This is a genomic window from Gabonibacter massiliensis, from assembly GCA_001487125.1.
Lineage (GTDB): Bacteria > Bacteroidota > Bacteroidia > Bacteroidales > Marinifilaceae > Gabonibacter > Gabonibacter massiliensis.
Genome location: LN913013.1, coordinates 2,201,808 through 2,223,165, shown reverse-complemented (window position 1 = coordinate 2,223,165; position 21,358 = coordinate 2,201,808). Strand labels below are relative to the sequence as shown.

Annotated in this window: 17 protein-coding genes and 1 riboswitch; of the genes, 12 read left to right on the top strand and 5 right to left on the bottom strand. The window is 41.1% G+C overall.

Annotated features, from left to right (window positions below; translation table 11 throughout):
* The 4 genes from BN3283_RS13750 (at window position 1) to mutL (ending at window position 5,271) form a co-directional block, all read left to right on the top strand.
* Entirely contained in the window at window positions 1-552 is a 552-nt protein-coding gene (locus BN3283_RS13750; protein ID WP_059027055.1) for a hypothetical protein, read from the top strand.
* Between the two features lie 1,418 nt (window positions 553-1,970).
* Entirely contained in the window at window positions 1,971-3,062 is a 1,092-nt protein-coding gene (locus BN3283_RS13735) for a lysylphosphatidylglycerol synthase transmembrane domain-containing protein (RefSeq protein WP_059027274.1), read from the top strand.
* A 7-nt stretch (window positions 3,063-3,069) separates the two neighbouring features.
* Entirely contained in the window at window positions 3,070-3,378 is a 309-nt protein-coding gene (locus BN3283_RS13730; protein WP_059027049.1) for a hypothetical protein, read from the top strand.
* Between the two features lie 21 nt (window positions 3,379-3,399).
* Window positions 3,400-5,271, top strand: coding sequence for a DNA mismatch repair endonuclease MutL (gene mutL / locus BN3283_RS13725; protein ID WP_059027047.1), 1,872 nt, complete (start codon window positions 3,400-3,402; stop codon window positions 5,269-5,271).
* A gap of 92 nt (window positions 5,272-5,363) precedes the next feature.
* Here mutL and BN3283_RS13720 read toward each other — a convergent pair whose 3' ends face one another.
* Window positions 5,364-6,695 (bottom strand): TlpA family protein disulfide reductase, encoded by a 1,332-nt coding sequence (locus BN3283_RS13720; protein WP_059027045.1) that lies wholly within the window; start codon window positions 6,693-6,695, stop codon window positions 5,364-5,366.
* Between the two features lie 150 nt (window positions 6,696-6,845).
* On the opposite strand from BN3283_RS13720, the gene BN3283_RS13715 reads away from it, so the two are divergent.
* Both BN3283_RS13715 and rpiB read left to right on the top strand, forming a co-directional pair.
* Window positions 6,846-9,128, top strand: a complete 2,283-nt coding sequence (locus BN3283_RS13715) for an NADP-dependent malic enzyme (protein WP_059027043.1) — start codon at window positions 6,846-6,848, stop codon at window positions 9,126-9,128.
* A gap of 139 nt (window positions 9,129-9,267) precedes the next feature.
* On the top strand, window positions 9,268-9,699 hold the full coding sequence (rpiB, locus tag BN3283_RS13710) for a ribose 5-phosphate isomerase B (protein ID WP_041503375.1): 432 nt from the start codon (window positions 9,268-9,270) through the stop codon (window positions 9,697-9,699).
* A 54-nt stretch (window positions 9,700-9,753) separates the two neighbouring features.
* On the opposite strand, the gene rprY is transcribed toward rpiB, so the two are convergent.
* The 4 genes from rprY to BN3283_RS13690 all read right to left on the bottom strand — a co-directional run bounded on the left by rprY (window position 9,754) and on the right by BN3283_RS13690 (window position 13,696).
* Window positions 9,754-10,443, bottom strand: a complete 690-nt coding sequence (gene rprY, locus BN3283_RS13705) for a response regulator transcription factor RprY (RefSeq protein WP_041503374.1) — start codon at window positions 10,441-10,443, stop codon at window positions 9,754-9,756.
* A 61-nt stretch (window positions 10,444-10,504) separates the two neighbouring features.
* On the bottom strand, window positions 10,505-12,043 hold the full coding sequence (locus BN3283_RS13700) for a sensor histidine kinase (protein WP_041505197.1): 1,539 nt from the start codon (window positions 12,041-12,043) through the stop codon (window positions 10,505-10,507).
* Between the two features lie 80 nt (window positions 12,044-12,123).
* Window positions 12,124-13,146, bottom strand: a complete 1,023-nt coding sequence (gene ruvB / locus BN3283_RS13695; RefSeq protein ID WP_041505198.1) for a Holliday junction branch migration DNA helicase RuvB — start codon at window positions 13,144-13,146, stop codon at window positions 12,124-12,126.
* Window positions 13,147-13,258: 112 nt separating this feature from the next.
* Complete coding sequence (locus BN3283_RS13690; RefSeq protein WP_059027273.1) at window positions 13,259-13,696, bottom strand: nucleoside deaminase; 438 nt, start codon at window positions 13,694-13,696, stop codon at window positions 13,259-13,261.
* Between the two features lie 179 nt (window positions 13,697-13,875).
* On the opposite strand from BN3283_RS13690, the gene BN3283_RS13685 reads away from it, so the two are divergent.
* From BN3283_RS13685 to BN3283_RS13660, 6 genes are all read left to right on the top strand, one after another.
* Window positions 13,876-15,069: a phosphoglycerate kinase gene (locus tag BN3283_RS13685; protein ID WP_041505199.1), complete on the top strand. Its 1,194-nt coding sequence runs from the start codon at window positions 13,876-13,878 to the stop codon at window positions 15,067-15,069.
* Window positions 15,070-15,226: 157 nt separating this feature from the next.
* Window positions 15,227-15,429: riboswitch (cobalamin riboswitch) on the top strand.
* Window positions 15,430-15,786: 357 nt separating this feature from the next.
* The gene (locus BN3283_RS13680) at window positions 15,787-17,250 is read left to right on the top strand and encodes a 4-hydroxyphenylacetate 3-hydroxylase family protein (protein WP_059027042.1); all 1,464 of its coding nucleotides are present in this window, start codon (window positions 15,787-15,789) and stop codon (window positions 17,248-17,250) included.
* Window positions 17,228-17,554 carry a NifU family protein gene (locus BN3283_RS13675; RefSeq protein ID WP_059027040.1) on the top strand — a complete coding sequence of 109 codons (327 nt, stop codon included), beginning with the start codon at window positions 17,228-17,230 and terminating at the stop codon, window positions 17,552-17,554. The genes BN3283_RS13680 and BN3283_RS13675 overlap by 23 nt, the downstream gene beginning before the upstream one ends.
* Window positions 17,551-18,864, top strand: a complete 1,314-nt coding sequence (locus BN3283_RS13670; RefSeq protein ID WP_059027038.1) for an acetyl-CoA hydrolase/transferase family protein — start codon at window positions 17,551-17,553, stop codon at window positions 18,862-18,864. Before BN3283_RS13675 ends, BN3283_RS13670 begins: the two co-directional genes overlap by 4 nt.
* Before the next feature lie 7 nt (window positions 18,865-18,871).
* Window positions 18,872-19,987 carry a 4-hydroxybutyrate dehydrogenase gene (locus BN3283_RS13665; RefSeq protein ID WP_059027036.1) on the top strand — a complete coding sequence of 372 codons (1,116 nt, stop codon included), beginning with the start codon at window positions 18,872-18,874 and terminating at the stop codon, window positions 19,985-19,987.
* A gap of 11 nt (window positions 19,988-19,998) precedes the next feature.
* Window positions 19,999-21,351 carry an aldehyde dehydrogenase family protein gene (locus BN3283_RS13660; protein ID WP_059027034.1) on the top strand — a complete coding sequence of 451 codons (1,353 nt, stop codon included), beginning with the start codon at window positions 19,999-20,001 and terminating at the stop codon, window positions 21,349-21,351.
* Window positions 21,352-21,358 lie beyond the last annotated feature (7 nt).

Genomic DNA, 21,358 nt, shown 5'->3' with positions numbered 1-21,358 from the left:
ATGAAAAAATACTTAGTCATTTTTATAATTCTTTTTATTTACCCAGAAATAAATGCCCAGACGGTAAAAAAAGAAAACAAACAAGACTGGAAAGTCAGATTAAGTAAAGAAGTTCGGGAATCAGGAGACCCTTTTTATCAACGAGGAGATACGCTATATCTGCTATTCGATCGCACCGACACCTTACAATTTCGATACGACACAGACATACAATGGCTGCTACGTCCATTTACGGAAGAAGAAAAAAAAGTTTTAAAGAATGGAGATAATTCTGTCCTTTTAGCAGTCAGAAAACGATTTGCACCAAAAAATAAAAAAAGATTAACTTTGTCTTCGCAAGATTTAGAAGGAAAAATACTCACTACCCGTAAAGAGTTGATGGACTTTTACGAACGGGAATTTCCACGCCGGCTCGCCAGATTCCGGGAAACAAATGACAGTATAGATCTTATTGCTCCCGATTCCTGGGATTTACGGGTTTATTTCAAACGAATATATATGATCATTCCTTTAGAAAATGAGAAGTTTCTCATGTATGAAGTTTTTTGGTAAGTCTTCCATTTATCATATAGCCATCGTTTTATGTATTAAAAAAATCTACTCGTATTGCTTTTCGATATCCGCACCAATTATTTCATACAGTTTTTTCGATAAATCTATCGTTATTGGTATTGCTGCACTGCTTATCGCTACTTCACCTAAAGCGACTTTCAATAAAATCTATCACCCCATTTTATGAGACTTTGAAATTATCGTGCTTTTCATTATCTTTTTATGCCTTCTTTCAAATTAATAAAACAGATAGAGTCTACACAAACTCTATTTTCTATATTTGGGTGAGCATTTTATTTAGAAGGCGAATCCCAAAATACTCTTTCATGATTTTTACAGAACCACATATCCATTATAAAATTATTTTAATTCAAAAATAATTCCAATAATATTACATATTTTATAGCCTTATAGTCCTAAGCATAACCGATTAATAATCAATTGTTATTAAAAATAAATTTCTAATACCCCACAATCAACCAACACAAGCATATAGAAACCAAAAACATACTAAAAATAACACGCACAACACCCTGACAATATAACACTTATGATATATTTAAACCTAATTTTATAATCATATTGTGTATAAAAGTTTCCATATTTATTTCCGGAGATAATCCTAATTTTGCTCGAAGTTTTGAACGTTTCGTATAGATACTGTCTATTAGTATGGCTAAAAATCAATCGAATTTCTTGCGAAGAAAATCCTAAAGCAATCATACAACACAAACGAAGATCTTCATCGTTCAATAGCGGATAATTCTTTTTGAGATATTCTATGACTCCATTACAATACAAATTTGTCAATTCGTATAAATCAGTAAAAGCAGTCTTAGTTTTCGCTTCCAAGCATACATGCTCTCGAAATTTTTTATAAAAAATCTCTGATTTGTTTTCATAAATAGAACCCAACTTCAACAAATGCCGCAAACTCCCCAGACGATTTTCTAAAACTACATGCAATTGTCTTATCCGATCGGCTTGACAAGAAGAATGTTGACTTAACTTATGGTTTTGTTCCAGTATAAACCAATTTTCTTTTTTTAATATATTAATAAAATTGATATGCTTATCTATCTCAGGTTTCTGTTTCTTCCATATCCACCAGATAAACGTAAAAAATAGAAAAAATAATGAAGCCAGACATATTATTTGACTCCCACTCAACCGAATTTCTATTGTTCGGTCAAACTAACAACTATTTAAGGTGAACACCATTAAAAACCAAATCCATTTTCCCATAGTCCAGTTAAATAAATAATACAACTTATCATTTTGCCCCTTGGTTTTACTATATAACAACTGAAAATGAAAAATGGGGTAGTATAATACACAAAAACTTTCGGGTAAATGCAAAAATATATAATACGCCATTGAACTTTTTTTAGTAATTTAGCATCGACAAAATGTTGATTATGGCACAAGAGAATCCGGAAGAGAATAAACAGTTAACGAAAAAAATAAGCCCGTATAAAATCATATATCCGATCATTATCGGGTTAGCTGTTGTCTCTTATATGTTATACAAGGAATTTGACCCGAAAGCTTTCGATGTGATCACTTTCACCTGGAGTACGATTTTCTGGCTTTTCGTGGCTTTTTTATGCATGATCATTCGGGATTTGGGTTACGTAATCCGAATTCGCGTACTCTCGGGTGGCCGATTGAAATGGATCCAAGCCATACGGATTATTTTCTTATGGGAGTTTACCTCGGCTGTTACCCCTTCAGCTATCGGAGGAACAAGTTTGGCCATTTTATTCGTGCATAAAGAGGGTATTGGCGTAGGGAAAAGTTCGGCCATGGTCATGGCCACCTCTTTTTTAGACGAGCTCTACTTTATCATCATGTTTCCGTTGATTCTGCTATTCGTCAACCATCAGGCTCTATGGTACATGCCGGATACAACCAAAGCCGTTGCAGACAGTTTGATTCTCTTTGCCGTTATCGGTTATGGTATCAAATTAGCCTATTTGATCATTTTGAGCTACGGGCTATTTAAAAACCCAAGAGGTCTGAAATTTCTGATCATGAAGCTTTTCAAATGGAGAATATTACGAAAATGGAGACACGATGCCAACGAAGCCGGAAGCGATATCATCCGCAACTCCATTGAATTACGAAGAATGCCTTTCGGCTTCTGGTTAAAGACTTTCGGGGCTACCTTTTGTTCATGGACGGCTCGGTATTGGGTAGTAAATGCCATTTTAGTAGCTTTTTGGTTCGGGCGTTATGACTGGGCCCAACATTTTCTTATCTTCGCAAGACAACTCGTGATGTGGATCATGATGTTGGTGAGTCCCACTCCCGGAGGAAGCGGTTTTGCGGAATTTGTCTTTTCAAAGTACCTCGGAGAATTCCTTCCGAACGCGGGAGTCGCTATCGCGATGGCGATCTTATGGCGTCTGATTAGCTATTATCCTTATCTGTTCGTAGGCGTTTTTATCGTTCCCCGTTGGATAGCAAAAAATTTTGGTAAATCATCGAAAAAAGAAACCGTAAATTAAATGGATTATGGGATTTTTTAATCAACCGAAACCTAAACGCTTCGAGCTAAAACCCCGCTATTGGGATCCGGAAGCAGAAGCAAGAAAAGAGCGAGAGAAAAGGATGAGGGCCGAACTCGGCCTAAAAGAAGACGGTGAAGAGTACATCCCTGACGTAAGGTCCGGTTTTCAACGGGAATACGCGCGCAGGAAAGCCAACAGGCCTGCCAAGTCAATGAGCTATTCTTTACGGCTGTTTTTGATCCTCATCGTTATTCTACTGGTCATATTTTATCTGGCCACATACAAACTCGACTTGATTCTCAAACTATTTTAGTACTAAAAACAAACGAAATTTATGTCCGACATTATTCAACTCTTACCTGATTCCGTGGCCAATCAAATTGCTGCCGGAGAGGTTGTACAACGTCCGGCTTCCGTGGTTAAAGAACTAATGGAAAACGCCATCGATGCCGGAGCTACACAAATTCAGGTTATTTTGAAAAATGTAGGAAAAGCGCTTATTCAAGTCATTGACAACGGTAGCGGAATGTCACCAAGAGATGCCCGCATGGCATTCGAACGTCACGCTACGTCTAAAATCAAAACTGCGACGGATCTGTTCAATATCCGGACCATGGGGTTCCGGGGAGAAGCCTTGGCTTCCATTGCCTCCGTAGCCGAAGTGGAACTAAAGACGAAAAAAGAAGAGGAGGAATTGGGTACTTATCTTTTTATTGCCGATTCCGAATTAAAGAACCAGGAAAGCATCAATTGCAACAGGGGAACCAATCTTTCCGTGAAAAATTTATTTTACAACATTCCCGCCCGCCGCAAATTTTTAAAATCGGACACCACGGAGCTACGAAACATTACAATCGAATTTTTACGGGTAGCCCTTACCGCTCCGCATATCGCATTCTCTTTAGTCAATAACGGGAATGAGATTTACAATTTCCCCATCTCCGGATTACGGCAACGCTTGGTCAACGCATTCGGTAAAACTATAAATCCCAAGTTAATCACGGTGGGTTGTGAAACCGGTTTTATCACGATCAACGGTTTCGTGTGTGCTCCACAACACTCCAGAAAGAGTTACGGGGAACAGTATTTTTTCGTGAACAACCGCTTCATGAAACACAACTATTTCCACAAAGCAGTGTTAGAAGCTTACTCCGGTTTAATCAGCCCGGATACGATTCCCTCCTATTTTCTCTATTTCACGATAGATCCCTCCATGATCGATATCAACATCCATCCGACAAAAACAGAAATAAAATTCCAGGATGAAAACGCTATTTTTCAAATCATCTTAGCTTGTGTAAAAGAGGCTTTGGGAAAATTCAACATTACCCCTACAATCGATTTCGACACGGAGGGAAAAGTCGATTTTTCACCGGAAACGACACCTATCATCCCCAAAGTACCGAAAGTAAGTTACAACCCCCATTACAATCCGTTCAATTATGCAACCTCCATTTCAAAAGAGGATTCCGATTTCGAGCGCCCCGCTTCTTTTCCCAAAGAATATACGCGTGAGCAAGCAAAAAAAGAACGGGTACCGGCTAATTGGGATGCCCTTTTTCAAGGATTAGAAGAAAAAGAAGAGGTCATACAAACAGAAATTCCGGAAATGGCCGTCAAGCAGGAAGATCACGAGGGAGTGATCTCTTTTATCCAAATGAAAGGCCGTTATATCGTTACCCCGGTTCATTCGGGACTGATGTTCATAGATCAGAAAAGAGCCCATGAGCGGGTACTCTTCGAACGCTATCGCGAATCATTGACACAACAGAAAGTATGCGGCCAGAAGAGTCTTTTTCCGGAAACGTTGGAACTATCAGCAGATGACTTCTTGCTGGTAAAAGAGATTCTCAACGACTTGAACGTATTAGGATTCGAATTAGGCGAATTCGGCAAAAATTGTTATGCCGTTTACACGACACCTCCCGATCTTTCACATGCACGGGGCAAAGAGGTCCTGATTAACTTAATCGAACACTATAAAAATACGGAAGGTTCCATACGCGAAAAAATGCAGGACCGGATCGCACTTTCATTGGCAAAAGCCGCAGCCTTAAACTACGATACAATATTGAACAAACAAGAGATGAACGACCTTTTCGATAGTCTTTTTGCCTGTACACATCCGAACTATACGGCCGACGGGAAAACCATCATTCACATTTTAAAAAATGAAGAGGTCATCCCTTGGTTCAGTAAATCATGATGATTGAGAGATATGACGATTGCAGATTAAAAAGATTCCGAGATCAGGTGGTTTATTGAATGAAAAAAAGATGGACGACGGTAGATCGTAAATTAAAAAAGTTGTTTCAGATACGTTTCCGTTTCGGGATTGGTCGGACGCAAAAAATCAGAATCCACGATATTTCCTTCCGGATCGATTAAAATAAAACGAGGGATTCCGCGAATCAAATAAAAATCCATCAATTCCCGATTTTCTCCCATATGGAGCTCAATATCACACGTGTGTTTCTCCTTTAAAAAGCGTTCCCAAGTTCCTCTATCTTTATCACAGGATATAGAAACAAAAGCTATTTTTTTACCTTTGAATTTTTCTACCAATTTATCCCATGCCACACTTTCAATCCGACAAGGCGCTCCCCAGGTCGCCCATACGTTCAATAAAAGGTATTTCCCTCTAAAATCAATGGAACGAACGATATTTCCATTTTGATCCGTATAGGTAAAATCCAAAGCTGGACACCCTTTTACAATCCGGGCGCATCGGTTATAAAAATCATAAAAATGTTTCCTAAGAGCAGAATCTTTAACATAATAATCATAAACAGCGACTATCTCTTCCGTATGTTCGTCAATACCGGAACCGACTAAATAATTGTAAGCAAAACGATCAATCAAATACTCTATTAATACCTTATTCTTCAAATTTTTTTTCACGTAATCAAATTGAGCCATAACCCGTTTATAAGCATCAAACTCCTGAATACGATAGGTACTGATCAAAGAGACCAAAGAAGCCATCCCTTCTTTATACTCCTTCAATGTCATTAATTTTTCATCTTCCCGAATCAAAGCCCTAATACAATCCATATAAGCCGTATCGGGTAGGAAATCTTTGTTTCCGGTACTCCAGGCATGGTATAAAGGATAATTCTCCAAAACGGTATAGGTCGTAAATTTTATTCTCTCTCGCTCCATTTTCGTAAATTCCGGATCAAAAGACATGGAATCCAAATGTTCACATTGGCTGGTGATATGATCTTTCAACTGATTCAAAAAATCTCTCTCCCCCAAAGCATAGTCAAGAGATCCTTCCTGAAATCTTCTGCTATTCAGATAAATATTCTTGGCAGCCCCATCCCCCTCAAAACGAACGTTTTGACGAACCTTATTCCCGTAAATAAAAATCGACAACGATTTTCCACTTTCGAAAAATAAAGGAATCCGATCCTTCCCGTACTTCAACACACCATACCCCAACTCGTTTAACACGATACGACCGTGTCCCTTATCATCCACGTCAACCCTGTATTCTGTAGTATCGACGGATAATACGAATCGATGTTCGTTAGTTCCAACAAGATTAAAATCAACAACAACCCTTTGATTTCTGGTACAAGATATGAATGACACCAACAATACAACTATTAACCCAAATTTCATCATTATCTATTCTACCTATTTTAGTTCGGCTAAATTAATAATAACCTCTTTTAACCTGCGTTAATATTTTGACTTTAACTTTTCATTAACACATTCTATTTGTCGTTTGAAACAAATCCGGATAATTTTACATTTATACAAATAAGTTAGATTATGGATTTTATTGAAAAAACACAAGCTTTACAATATCACGCGACAGGACGTCCCGGAAAGATCGAGGTCATCCCGACAAAACCACATAGTACCCAACACGATTTATCATTGGCTTACTCCCCGGGGGTAGCGGAACCTTGTCTCGAAATTCAAAAAAATCAGACGGAAGCGTACAAATACACGGCCAAAAGCAATTTAGTCGCCGTCATCTCCAACGGAACAGCCGTTTTAGGTTTAGGAGACATCGGAGCTCTATCCGGTAAACCCGTAATGGAAGGAAAAGGACTTTTATTTAAAATTTTTGCAGACATAGATGTTTTCGATATCGAGGTCGACACGAAAGAAGTGGATAAGTTCGTCGAAACGGTTAAAACTATAGCTCCGACTTTCGGCGGAATAAATTTAGAAGACATCAAAGCTCCCGAATGCTTTGAAATAGAGCGACGTTTAAAGGAAGAATTAGACATTCCCGTTATGCATGACGATCAGCATGGAACCGCTATCATATCGGCAGCCGGACTATTAAACGCCTTGGAACTTAACGGCAAAAAGATCGAGGAGATAAAAGTCGTTGTCAACGGTGCCGGAGCGGCTGCTATTTCTTGTGCCCGTCTTTATTTGACATTGGGAGTGAAGAAAGAGCATTTGATCATGTGTGACAGTAAAGGCGTTATCCGAAACGATCGAAAAGATTTAAACAGTGAAAAACAAGAGTTCGCTACAGACACGCCTCTACAAACTTTACAGGAAGCCTTAGTCGGAGCGGATTTATTTTTAGGTTTATCCGTGGCTGACATTTTGACAGAAGAAATGATTCAAAGCATGGGTAATGACCCTATCGTTTTTGCTTTGGCCAACCCCAATCCTGAAATCTCTTACGAGAAAGCCATACATAGTCGTCCAGACATTATTTTCGCGACAGGTCGTTCGGATTATCCCAATCAAATTAATAACGTATTGGGGTTCCCTTACATTTTCCGAGGGGCATTAGACGTTCAAGCCAAAGGTATAAACGAGGAGATGAAATTAGCGGCCGTTTATGCTTTAGCCCGATTAACCAAAGAACCCGTACCGGAAAAGGTTAAGATGGCCTATAACGATCCTTCCATCGCATTCGGCCGGAATTATATCATTCCAAAAGCCTTAGACGTCCGTTTGATCAGTCGTATTGCTCCGGCCGTAGCCCGGGCTGCCATAACATCCGGAATCGCCCGCAAGACAATTACCGATTGGGAAGCCTACCAGGAACAACTCGAGAAAAGAATCGGAGAGGATGACCGCCTTATGCGACGCATGACGGGAAAAGCCAAAACAGATCCCAAACGTATTGTCTTTGCAGAAGGTGCTGATATAAAAGTACTATTGGCCATACAGGAAATCGTTACGGAAAAAATAGCACATCCTATTCTTATCGGAAATACAACCGAAATTGAGAATTTAAAAAAACAGCTTCATCTGAAGATCGACGAATTAACGATTTTCGATCCGGCCGTAGAAAAAGAGAAGATAAGAGAATACACGCAAGCTTATTATAAGCTGAGGCAAAGAAAAGGGATCACCGCCGAACAGGCCGAAGAATTAATGCATAATTCGAATTTTATCGGATTGATGATGGTCGAATCCGGAGACGGGGACGGACTGATATCCGGCATTCACTCCGATTATCGCCATGTACTACGGGCTGCCAAAGACATCATCGGTTTACGGGAATGTTGCAAATACGCCGTGGGGATGCATATCGTTACCCATAAAAAAGGAACTTACTTTTTGGCGGATACCACCGTTAACAGCCATCCTTCTGCCGATACGTTAGAATCCGTCACCGTCCTCACCTACGAGGCCGTGAAACAATTTAACGTAGAACCTATTATTGCCGTAGCCTCTTACTCCAATTTCGGAGAATACCACTTGGGAAGTCCGGCACAAATACAAGAAGCCATCGAAGTTTTACATCGAAAATACCCGGAAATCATCGTGGACGGAGAAATGTCGGCTTCCGTTGCTTTCAATAAAGAGTTAAGAAAAAAGCGATATCCGTTCTCGCCATTAGCGGATAAAGATGTAAACACGATCATTTTCCCCAACCTGAGTTCCGGAAGTATCGCTTTGGGCATATTACAGGAATTAGGAAGCAACGAAATCATCGGCCCGGTACTCTTAGGATTGAAAAAGCCGGTACATATTCTGCAAATGGGATGCAGCGTACGGGATATCGTATACATGACCACCCTTGCCGTAACAGACGCTCAAAAAGAAAAACCGGTAGATATGTGCAGACTCTAATCGTACGGTAATTCGAAACGATTACCCGATTAAGTGATTAATTCACATCATCTCTTGATCACAGAAGTCTAAATGTTTCTTACCTTTGCAAAAAATATAACGTATAATCATCCGTTAAACGGAAATTTTAATTTATCGTATGAAAATAGCAATAGCATGTGACCATGCAGGTTACGAGTACAAGGAGAGATTAGTTAAATACCTTCGGGAGGAGGGACATGAAGTGAAAGATTTCGGGACCCACTCTTCCGAAAGTATGGATTACCCGGACACGGCACACCCGTTGGCCGTCAGCGTGGAATCCGGAGAATACGAAAAAGGAATTGTCCTGTGCGGAAGCGGAAACGGTATCTCCATGACAGTAAACAAGCATCAGGGAATCCGTTGTGCCCTATGCTGGAATATGGAATTGGCAGCTTTGGCGCGTCAACACAACAATGCCAATGTTTGCAGTATTCCAGCTCGTTTCATAGCCTACGAAGAGGCTCAAAACGTGATCGACACCTTCTTATCGACAGCCTTCGAAGGCGGAAGACATCAACGGAGAATAGATAAGATTCCGGTAAAATAAACACCATAAAAAACGGGTCCCGAAAACGAGACCCGTTTATTCATTTATCAGACATCAAAGGATCAATTTATATCCTTTTCCGTGAACATTGATAATTTCCACAGAAGGATCTTTCTTCAAGTGTTTACGTAATTTGGTGATATAAACATCCATACTTCTTGCATTGAAATAGTTGTCATCCGCCCAAATGTTCTTCAAAGCAAAGTTTCTCTCCAATACTTTATTTACATTCAAGCATAACAAACGAAGTAATTCCGATTCTTTCGTGGTCAGTTTTTGCTCCTCTTCTCCATCAAACAAAGTTTGCTTCTTAGAGTTGAACGTCAACTTACCGATCTTAAAGATCTCTTGCTCATCTTCCGGTTTCAGACCGGTCGATCTTCTCAATACGGCCTCGATTCTCAAAAGCAACTCTTCCATGCTGAAAGGTTTACTCATGTAATCGTCAGCTCCTAATTTGAATCCTTCCAACACATCTTCTTTCATCGTTTTTGCCGTCAAGAAAATGATTGGAATCTCGCTATTAATTTGTCGTACGTCTTTTGCCAAAGTGAAACCGTCTTTCTTCGGCATCATCACGTCAAATATACAAATATCGAAAGGTTGATTTAAAAAAGTCTCGTAAGCGACTTCTCCATCCTCGCATAAAACGGTGTCAAAACCTTTAGCTCTTAAATACTCTTTAAGCAGCATGCCGAGGTTTGTGTCATCCTCTGCTAATAAAATTTTAATTTTCTCATCCATAGCTATGTTGTTTTAAATAATTCTCTATATCGTTTTAAATTCTCTGAAAAAATATACGAAATTAGAAAAATAAGGTTCTCTTTACCTTTTGTTTTTTTGATGTTAATGGTAAAATAATGTCAAAACAGCTCCCTTTATCCGGGGAACTTTCCACGTCAATGTTTCCTCCGTGTGCTTCCACGATCTTTTTCACGTACGAAAGGCCCAGCCCAAAACCTTTCACGTCATGCAAATTTCCTGTCGACACGCGATAAAAACGTTCAAAGATCAATTTTTGATCTTTCTTAGCAATTCCTATGCCATTATCAATCACACTAATAACAATCTCATGATTCCTATTTCGCGTATAGATTGAGATCTCCGGAGCCCGGATACAATACTTAATAGCATTGTCAACCAGATTAGAAATGACGTTCGTTATATGAACCTCATCGGCCAATACCTCGTCATTTTCAGCCTCCAGGTGACCGAACATTTTACCTCCTTTATCCTCCACCCGCAAGATAAATTTAGGTAACAAATCTTCTATAATGTCATTTATATTGATCTTTTTCAATTTTAACTTCATCCTCGTTTCCGTAAAAAGAGCGGTTTGCAACACCCGTTCCACCTGATAAGTCAAACGTTTACTCTCGTCCCGAATAATGGTAGCGACCCGGTCAATGGTTTCCGGCGTATTCGTTACAGCTCCGTCCTTCAACATCTGTGAAGCCAAAGAGATCGTCGCTATCGGGGTTTTAAATTCATGAGTCATATTGTTAATAAAGTCATTCTTTATTACCGATAGTTTTTTCTGACGAATAATAACCACTAAACAGAATACAGAACAAAACAACAAAGCGAATGTGATCAATATACTGGGTAACAGCATCCACAAAGAACTCGCCGCATCTCCTGCCAAATCAGGAAACCTCAAATACAGTACCGTTCCTCCTTTTTCACCCGGGAAAATTCTCTTATCCCAATATCGATCCTGTTGACTTAAAAAGTTTTTAGAGGCCAACACGAACTTTCCATTCTCTTTTATCCCGAACTCAAACGAGCTACGAATACCGTTATCGATCAGAGCATTTCCGATAAAACCGTACAAATCATTCACATCCATCCTGCCCTCTATCATTCGTTCCGGTTTATTCCCCTCCTCTACGACCAGCACATAATCCTTTCCCAAACGTTCCTTAATCTGCTGTTGCAATTTTGCAAGAGAGGTCGATAAATTATCTTTGGTTACCTTACGACCTACAAAATCACTGACATCCTGCACATCCGAGTCATCATCAATCAAACTCAGTACAGAACTAAACATCAAATTAGGATCGTTCTTAGAAGCGATTTTCCGCTTCGGATCCACGTACATTCGAGTATCTTCTACACCATCCTCTGAACTTTTCAACAGATTGTTCCCCTCTGCAATGCGATTCATCTTCACTTTTCCCCGGATATAATCAACAACCTCATCCATCACTTTATTGACGGTATAATCAAACTGCTCTTTTTTTACTTCAAAGGCGGTCTGAAAATAGCTTGTCTGAAGCAGAATTAATCCAAATAACGAGAGACCAAACACAACACCCAATATGATAATCTGTTGTTTTCTCATACCACAAATTTAACAATTCAATTTTAACATTTCCTACTATTAACACAATTTAACCATATAACGTTTGCATGGCTAATTGTCTAAAAAAGCGTGGGTTGATCATTCTTTACCTGGTCCTTTTTTAGGTGTTTATAGGCCAGATCCGTCACTTCGCGTCCCCGGGGAGTTCTTTTCAGAAACCCCTCTTTAATCAGAAAAGGTTCATAAACCTCTTCTAACGTGCCGGGGTCTTCACTTACTGCAGTAGCTATGGTTGTCAATCCGACAGGACCTCCCTTAAACTTATCGATAATGGTCAGCAGAATTTTATTATCCATCTCATCCAAACCGAATTTATCGATATTCAAAGCTTCAAGAGCATATTGAGTGATCTCATGATCGATAACACCATTTCCTTTTACCATCGCAAAATCGCGTACTCTCCTCAACAGGGCATTCGCGATACGGGGTGTCCCTCGGCTTCTCGAAGCAATCTCTTTCGAAGCCTGGCTTGTTATCTTCACGTTCAGGATAGAAGCGGAACGTTCGATAATTCCCGTCAAAATATCCAGGTCGTAATATTCCAAATGACTGTTAATACCAAAGCGAGCACGCAAAGGGGCCGTCAGCAAACCGCTACGGGTAGTGGCTCCTATCAAGGTAAAAGGATTCAATTGTATTTGTACGGAACGGGCAGCCGGTCCTTTATCGATCATAATATCGATTTTAAAATCCTCCATGGCCGAATAGAGATACTCTTCCACGATAGGGCTCAACCGATGAATCTCGTCAATAAAAAGGACATCGTTCGTTTCCAAATTAGTCAGTAAGCCGGCTAAATCGCCCGGCTTATCCAGCACCGGTCCGGAGGTAATCTTTATTCCTACTCCCAACTCATTGGCAATAATAGCAGATAAAGTTGTCTTTCCCAACCCGGGAGGCCCATGTAATAAGACATGATCCAACGACTCGTCTCTCATTTTGGCCGCCTGTACAAAAATCTCTAAATTATCCACAATCTTTTTTTGTCCCTGGAAATCACGAAAGGTCAAGGGGCGTAACGCCTTCTCCAACTCTTTCTCACTTTCAGGAACATTCCCGCTTCTTATATCAAATCCAGCCATCTATTTTTTTTTACCTGTTTCAAAACCGAATCCCTGCCTAAAGGATTCGTCGTTTTCTTTTTCGAGTCTCAAATGTATAAAAACTCCATCGCATATACAATGCGGGAAAGAATTAATCACGTTTACGAACAAAAAATGCCTTCAGTAAATCGGCGCATGCTTCGCCCAACACTCCGGCAACCACTTTGGTCTTCGGGTGAAGTATAGGGGGAGTCAGCCTCGCGTATCCCCGGTGCGGGTCCGATGCTCCATACACTAACTCTCCCAACTGAGCCCACGCTAAAGCCCCCCCGCACATAGTACATGGTTCCATCGTCACGTAAAGCGTACAGTCATTTAAATATTTTCCTCCTAACGAAGCGGTTGCCGATGTAATCGCCAACATTTCCGCGTGAGCCGTCACATCATTCAATCTCTCGGTTTGATTATGGGCCCTGGCAATAATTTTATCCTTGCAAACAATAATCGCTCCCACGGGGATCTCCCCTTCCGACTGAGCAATATAGGCTTCTTCCAAAGCCTTTTTCATAAAAAATTCACGTTTATCCATCTGATGTATCCTATAAATAGCTAAAGTCTGCATTTTTTTCGAGACCTACAAATTTTCTCTCTCATTTCCCGACAAACCGACTCCCCGATAGCCTTTTCACTTTTTTTCTTTGTTTAAATTCATTTTATACATACCTTTATCATGACAATTACGTAAGAATATATCTAAACATAAATAATATGCAGACGATTGACAATTACAATTTTAAAAACAAAAGGGCGTTAATTCGAGTCGACTTCAACGTACCTATGAATGACAAATTCGAAATTACAGATGATACCCGCATGCGGGCTGCCATTCCAACGATAAAAAAAGTATTGGAAAAAGGAGGTTCTGTTATTCTCATGTCTCATTTGGGACGTCCGAAAAACGGACCGGAGGATAAGTTTTCTTTGAAACATATTCAAAAGCACTTAGAGGAGTTATTGCATACCCCTGTTAAATTCGCGGAAGATTGTGTCGGAGAACAAGCCCAAAAGATGGCAGCCGATTTAAAACCGGGAGAAGTACTTCTATTGGAAAACCTTCGTTTCCACAAAGAGGAAGAAAAAGGGGACAAACAATTTGCCAAAGAACTGGCCTCTTTAGGAGACGTATGGATCAACGACGCCTTCGGAACCGCCCACCGGGCCCATGCCTCAACTGCCGTGATCGCCGAATTTTTCCCGAACGACAAACTTTTCGGTTATGTCATGAAAGGAGAATTAGAAAGCGTGGATAAAGTAATGCACAATCCGACCCGTCCTTTTACAGCCATCATGGGAGGTTCGAAAGTGTCCTCTAAAATCGATATCATCATGAATCTGATGGACAAGGTGGATAACCTGATTTTGGGCGGTGGTATGACTTATACTTTTAAAAAAGCATTGGGTGGTCATATCGGAAATTCGATTTGCGAAGAAGATAAACTGGATTTAGCCCTCGATATCCTAAAAATCGCCAAAGAAAAGGGGGTTAATTTAGTGCTTTCCAACCAAACATTAGCCGCCGACGCTTTCAGTCAGGACGCCCACACTCAAATTGTAGACCCCATGAATATCCCGGACGGCTGGGAAGGTTTGGACATCGGCCCGGAAACCCGAAAGGAATTTGCAAAAATCATCGAAAATTCAAAAACCATTCTTTGGAACGGTCCCGTAGGCGTGTTTGAGATCCCCAAATTTGCCGAGGGAACAAAAGCCATCGCCGAAGCCATCGTGAAAGCAACCGAAAAAGGGGCCTTCTCGCTTATCGGCGGAGGAGACTCGGTCGCAGCCATCAACCAATTCGGTTTAGCCGACAAAGTCAGCTACGTCTCTACGGGAGGCGGTGCATTGCTCGAATACATCGAGGGTAAAAAGCTCCCCGGAATCACGGCTATCCGGGAAGAATAATCGAAATAACGGAACTTTTTCCGAATAGTCAATAAAAAACGTTACCTGTTCTATATAGGTAACGTTTTTTATTAGTTTTTTCTCCTCCCTATTATTTTTCGCAAAAGGACTTTTCAATAAAATTTACTGAAAAAAGTAGGAATACAATTTTATTTACATACCTTTGTATCGCTTAGGTGATTTATCCTCCCACGGGGGAATAAATTGAATAGGGAATCCGGTGAAAATCCGGAGCTGAACCCTCAGCTGTAAGTTCCTCCAAAAGGGAAATTGCAATCTAATGGTCACTTTTTCAACAAGAAAAGGGAAGGCCGCAATTTCTGGAACAAGTCAGAAGACCTGCCAAGCAAAATCAGTCCCGTTGCTTTGGGGAATTAGAGCATAGGGAATGTGCGAATTTTTTCATTGTAATTTAAATGATGTTTAATGTCCGTGTGACAGGTAAATTATGATTGCTAAAACATCCAGGTATCTCTTTACCAAAAGAGATGCAAGTATCTCTTTTTCATGTATTGAAAAAGAGGATCTCTTCTTTATTATCCGGAGGGATCACGTGTATTGCTCTGTTGAGAATGCGAGAAATACACACATTCCTTCCATATCTTCGCACCTTCTCTTCAATCCTTCCCTATTTTCTCCACAGCAGGCCGGATTCATTATCTTATTACGTACTTTTTTCAGTAATCACCTATATTATAAATTAAAATCCAAGAAACCATGATGACAAAAGAGCAGTATGTTGAAAGTCTCCGGAAATTAAACCTTAAGGTCTATTTTATGGGAGAATTGATTAAAAATCCGGTCGATCATCCGATGATTCGCCCCTCCATGAATTCAGTAGCGATGACTTACGAACTGGCCGAAAAAGAGGAGTACAAAGATTTAATGACAGCCAAATCCAATCTGACGGGCAAAATCATAAATCGTTTCTGCCACCTTCATCAAAATAGCGAGGATCTGAAAAACAAGGTAAAGATGCAGCGTTTAGTAGGACAAAAAACTGCAGCTTGCTTCCAACGTTGTGTCGGTATGGACGCTTTTAACGCCATTTTCTCAACTACTTTTGAAATGGATAAAGCCTACGGCACAAATTACCATCAACGGTTTATCGAATACATGAAATATGTTCAGGATAATGATTTGACGGTAGACGGAGCCATGACCGATCCGAAAGGCGATCGTAGCCTCTCTCCCTCTCAACAAGAAGACCCCGATTTATATTTACATATTAAAGAGGTACGTCCCGACGGAATCATCGTTCGAGGAGCGAAAGCCCACCAAACCGGAGCCGTAAATTCCCACGAACACCTGGTCATGCCCACGGTCGCCATGAAAGAAAACGATAAAGATTATGCCGTTTCATTTGCTGTTCCTTCTGATGCCGAAGGAGTGTTCATGATCTACGGTCGTCAATCGTGCGATACCCGAAAAATGGAAAAAGATGCGGACATCGACGTAGGAAACTCTCAATTCGGAGGCCACGAAGCTTTGGTCGTATTCGATGACGTATTCGTTCCGAACGAACGGGTTTTCATGTGCAAAGAATACGACTTTGCCGGAATGATGGTGGAACGTTTTGCCGGGTATCATCGCCAATCTTACGGAGGATGTAAAGTCGGCGTCGGGGACGTACTAATCGGAGCTGCCGCCCTTGCAACCGAATACAACGGTACAACTAAAGCCAACCATATCAAAGAGAAATTAATCGAAATGATTCACCTCAACGAAACCCTTTACGCCTGCGGTATAGCCTGTTCCTCCGAAGGGAATCCGACTCAGGCAGGAAACTATCAAATAGACCTCCTGTTAGCTAACGTATGTAAACAAAACGTTACCCGAATGCCCTATGAAATAGCCCGCTTAGCAGAAGACATCGCAGGAGGTCTTATGGTAACCATGCCCTCGGAACAAGATTTGCATCATCCCGAAATAGGTGTGTACGTGAAAAAATATCTACAAGGGGCTTGCGGAAAAGACACGGAAAACCGGATGCGAATCCTACGTTTAATTGAAAACATCACTTTGGGAACCGCCGCAGTAGGCTACCGGACGGAGTCCATGCACGGAGCAGGATCTCCTCAGGCCCAACGCATTATGATTTCCCGTCAAGGTAATATCGAAGGCAAAAAAGAGTTGGCAAAAGTAATCGCAAAAATCGATGAAAGCAGAAACCGAAAGTAGAAATACTCAAAATACCTTTTTTTCTGTTAGAGTAGAACAGGTCATCTCCCGGTACATTCGTCCTCTGCTCCGGAAGCATGGCGGGGATATAATGGTCCGGGAAATCTGGGGAAGAGATATTTGCATATCTCTCCTCGGAACCTGTCACCACTGTCCGGCAGCCCAAATGACCATCGAACAAACAGTTCGAGTAATACTTTCGAGGGAGTTGGAAGAAAAAATCGGAAAAATCTTGTTGATAAACGAAACAGACTCAGAGTTATTGGACTTAGCCAAACAATTATTAAAATACAATAAACCATGAACTGGAAAAAACTATATAAAGAAAAGCGAACCTCGGCCGAGGAGGCAATCAAAGCGATTCATAACAAAAACCGAGTTGTATTTGCTCATGCGGCCGGAGTTCCCCGGGAAATTCCGCAAGCATTGGTCGCCCATGCCGACAATTATCAAGACGTGGAGATCTATCATATGCTCTGCCTCGGAGACGGCAATTATATGCAAGAAAAACTGGAGTGTCATTTCCGCCATAACACGAACTTCGTCGGAGCCAATTCTCGACTTGCAGTGGAAAAAGACCGGGCCGATTTCTTACCTTGCTTTTTCCATGAATTACCCTTCTTTTTCCAAAACGGGATCCTACCGGTTGACGTTGCAGTGGTACACCTCAGTCCCCCGGATAAAAACGGTTTTTGCAGTTTCGGCGTATCTTCCGACTACACCAAACCGGCAGCAGAAGCTGCTCGCATAGTCATAGCCGAAATAAACGAACAGATGCCTCAAGTGGGCGGAGATAACTTCATTCATATTTCCAAACTCGATTATATCGTGGAAACTTCTCTCCCTCTTTTTGAACTGCCCACCCCTAAAATCGGAGAAGTAGAACAAGCGATCGGACAACATTGCGCCTCCCTCATCGAAGATGGTTCCACTCTGCAATTGGGCATCGGAGCTATCCCAGATGCCGTACTCCAATGCCTCAAAAACAAAAAAGACCTTGGCATCCATACTGAAATGTTCTCGGACGGAGTCGTTGATCTGGTGGAACAAGGAATTATCAACGGAAGACGAAAAACCTTACATCCCGGAAAACTGGTTGCAACCTTCCTCATGGGAAGTAAACGTCTTTATGATTTTGCGGACAAAAATCCCAATGTAGAGTTATATCCGGTAAACTATGTGAACAATCCCCGGGTTATTTGCCAAAACAATCAAATGGTATCCATTAATTCCTGTATTGAAGTCGATCTTTCCGGGCAAGTAGGTTCCGAGTGTATCGGATCGAAGCAATTCAGCGGAGTGGGAGGACAAGTAGACTATGTACGAGGTACCGCCATGTCGGAAAAGGGGATCTCCATCATGGCCATACCCTCCACTGCAGCCAAAGGAAAGACATCACGCATTGTCCCTTTCCTTGCACCAGGAGCTGCCGTATCTACTTCCCGCAACGACGTGGACTACGTGATTACCGAATACGGCATCGCCTCCTTAAAAGGCAAAACTCTCCGGCAAAGAGCCGAAAGCCTGATTCGGATTGCCCACCCTGATTTCAGGGAAGTTTTAACAGAAGAGTTTTTCCGCCGTTTCCCGCGTATTAAAAAATCTATAATATAAAAATATCATGCAATTATTTAAATTAAAAACCCGATTAAGTCATTTTGATCATTTCTCTGATTTTGCAAAAGAGTTCGATCTATCAAAAAAAGATCTTGTAATCACCAATGATTTCCTGTATACCCCTTATATGAAGAACCTACAGTTACCCTGTCGCTTTATTATGCAAGAAAATTTCGGCTCAGGAGAACCGTCGGACGAAATGATAAATCAAATACTCGGACAGATCTCACTGAAAGAGTATGACCGAATTATCGCTGTCGGAGGAGGTACTGTCATCGACATTTCAAAACTTTTCGTTATCCGAAACTTCACAAATGCAACGGATGCTTTTCAACGCCATATTCCCATTATCAAAGAGAAGCAATTGATTATTTTGCCCACTACCTGCGGTACAGGCAGCGAGGTAACCAATATTTCCATCGCTGAAATCAAATCCTTACACACGAAAATGGGATTAGCAGATGATGCTATTCTGGCTGACGATGCCGTTCTTATTCCTGAATTTTTAGAAGGACTTCCCTATAATTTTTTTATTTACAGCTCTATCGACGCTCTTATCCATGCGGTTGAATCTTATGTCTCTCCTCGTACAAATTCATATACGCAACTTTTTTGTAGGGCTGCCATTAAAACCATTATGGATGTATTCATTCACATAACGGCTCAAGGGCCGGAATATCGTTTTACACGTTTAGCAGACATGCTAACGGCCAGCAACTATGCCGGAATTGCATTCGGGAACACCGGGGTAGGTGCCGTCCATGCTCTTTCATATCCGTTAGGCGGAAATTACCATGTCCCACATGGAGAAGCGAATTACCAATTTTTCACAGAAGTTTTCAAACTCTACAACGAGAAAAAACCAGACGGTATCATCTGCGAATTGAATACATTACTGGCAACAATCCTTCACTCGGACGAAAAACACGTTTACGAAGAATTAGACTACTTACTCGGTAAACTGCTTTCCAAGAATCCGCTGCACACATACGGAATGAAACAGGATGAAATCGAAAGATTTACCAATAATGTTCTTGAGACGCAACAACGTCTTTTGGCAAATAATTACGTGGAATTAACCAAGAGTGAAATCAAACAAATATATACTGTATTATATTAAAATCGAATATTATGGAAATCAAAGAAATGATAGAAAAAGCCCGTAAGGCGCAAACCATTTATGCCGATCGCTTTGATCAGGAAGGAGTGGATCAGGTCATTAAAGTAGCGGCACGTACCATCTTCGACCATGCCGAAGAGCTGGCTCGACTCACGATAGCCGAAACCCAAATGGGAGTATACGCCGATAAGGTCGCCAAAAATAAAAATAAAGCCAAAGGAGTATGGTATAACCTCAGGGGAAAAAAATCCATGGGAATCTTAAGTATAGATGAAAAGACCAATCTGATAGAAATAGCAAAACCTATAGGAGTCGTAGCCGGAATAACCCCCATGACCAATCCGGTAGTTACGCCGATGTCAAAAATCATGTTTGCCTTAAAAACTAAAAACGCCATCATCATCGCCCCTCATCCCAAAGCAAAACAATGTTCTTCGGCTGCTGTAAAATTGATCATCGATGCCATCATACCTTTGGAAGTACCTGAAAACCTGGTTCAGGTGATAGAAGACCCCACGATCGAAAAGACCTGCGAGTTAATGGAAGCCTGTGATGTCGTCGTAGCTACAGGCGGAATGCCCATGGTAAAATCCGCTTACTCTTCCGGGAAACCCTCTTTTGGAGTAGGTGCCGGAAACGTGCAAGTTATTTTAGACCGTAATATCGATTGGGATGTCACTGCAGAAAAAATCATCACGGGACGTTCTTTTGACAATGGCATTATCTGCTCGGGAGAACAAAGTTTCATCTATCCCAAAGAGGAGAGAGAGAATGTGATGAAAGCTTTCCAAAAACATGGTGCTTACCTTGTCCCGGAAAAAGACAGAGATAAAATCATTCATGCCATTTTTGAAGATAATCATATCGCCCGGGACATCGTAGGACAATCCACACAAACCATTGCCAAAAAAGCAGGTATATCAATCCCGAAAAATACCCGGGTTATAGTCGTAGAAGCTCACGGTATCGGACACGACGATCCCATATGTAAAGAGAAGATGTGTCCGGTCATGGCAGCTTTCCCCTACGAATATTTCGACGAAGCCATCCAAATCGCAAAAACCAATCTTTTTATGGAAGGAAACGGACACACGGCAGGAATCCACTCCATGAATCAGGCAAATATCATTAAGGCCGGCACGGAACTCTCCGTATCCAGACTTATCGTTAACGCACCTTGTGCCACGACGGCTGGAGGCTCCATACAAAACGGGCTACCCGTTACAAACACTTTAGGTTGCGGAAGTTGGGGAAATAACTCGATCTCAGAAAACTTCACTTATAAACATTTATTGAATATCACCCGGATCGCACCTCTGTCCACGCGTATACATGTACCTTCCGATGAAGAGATATGGAATTAAAAAAATA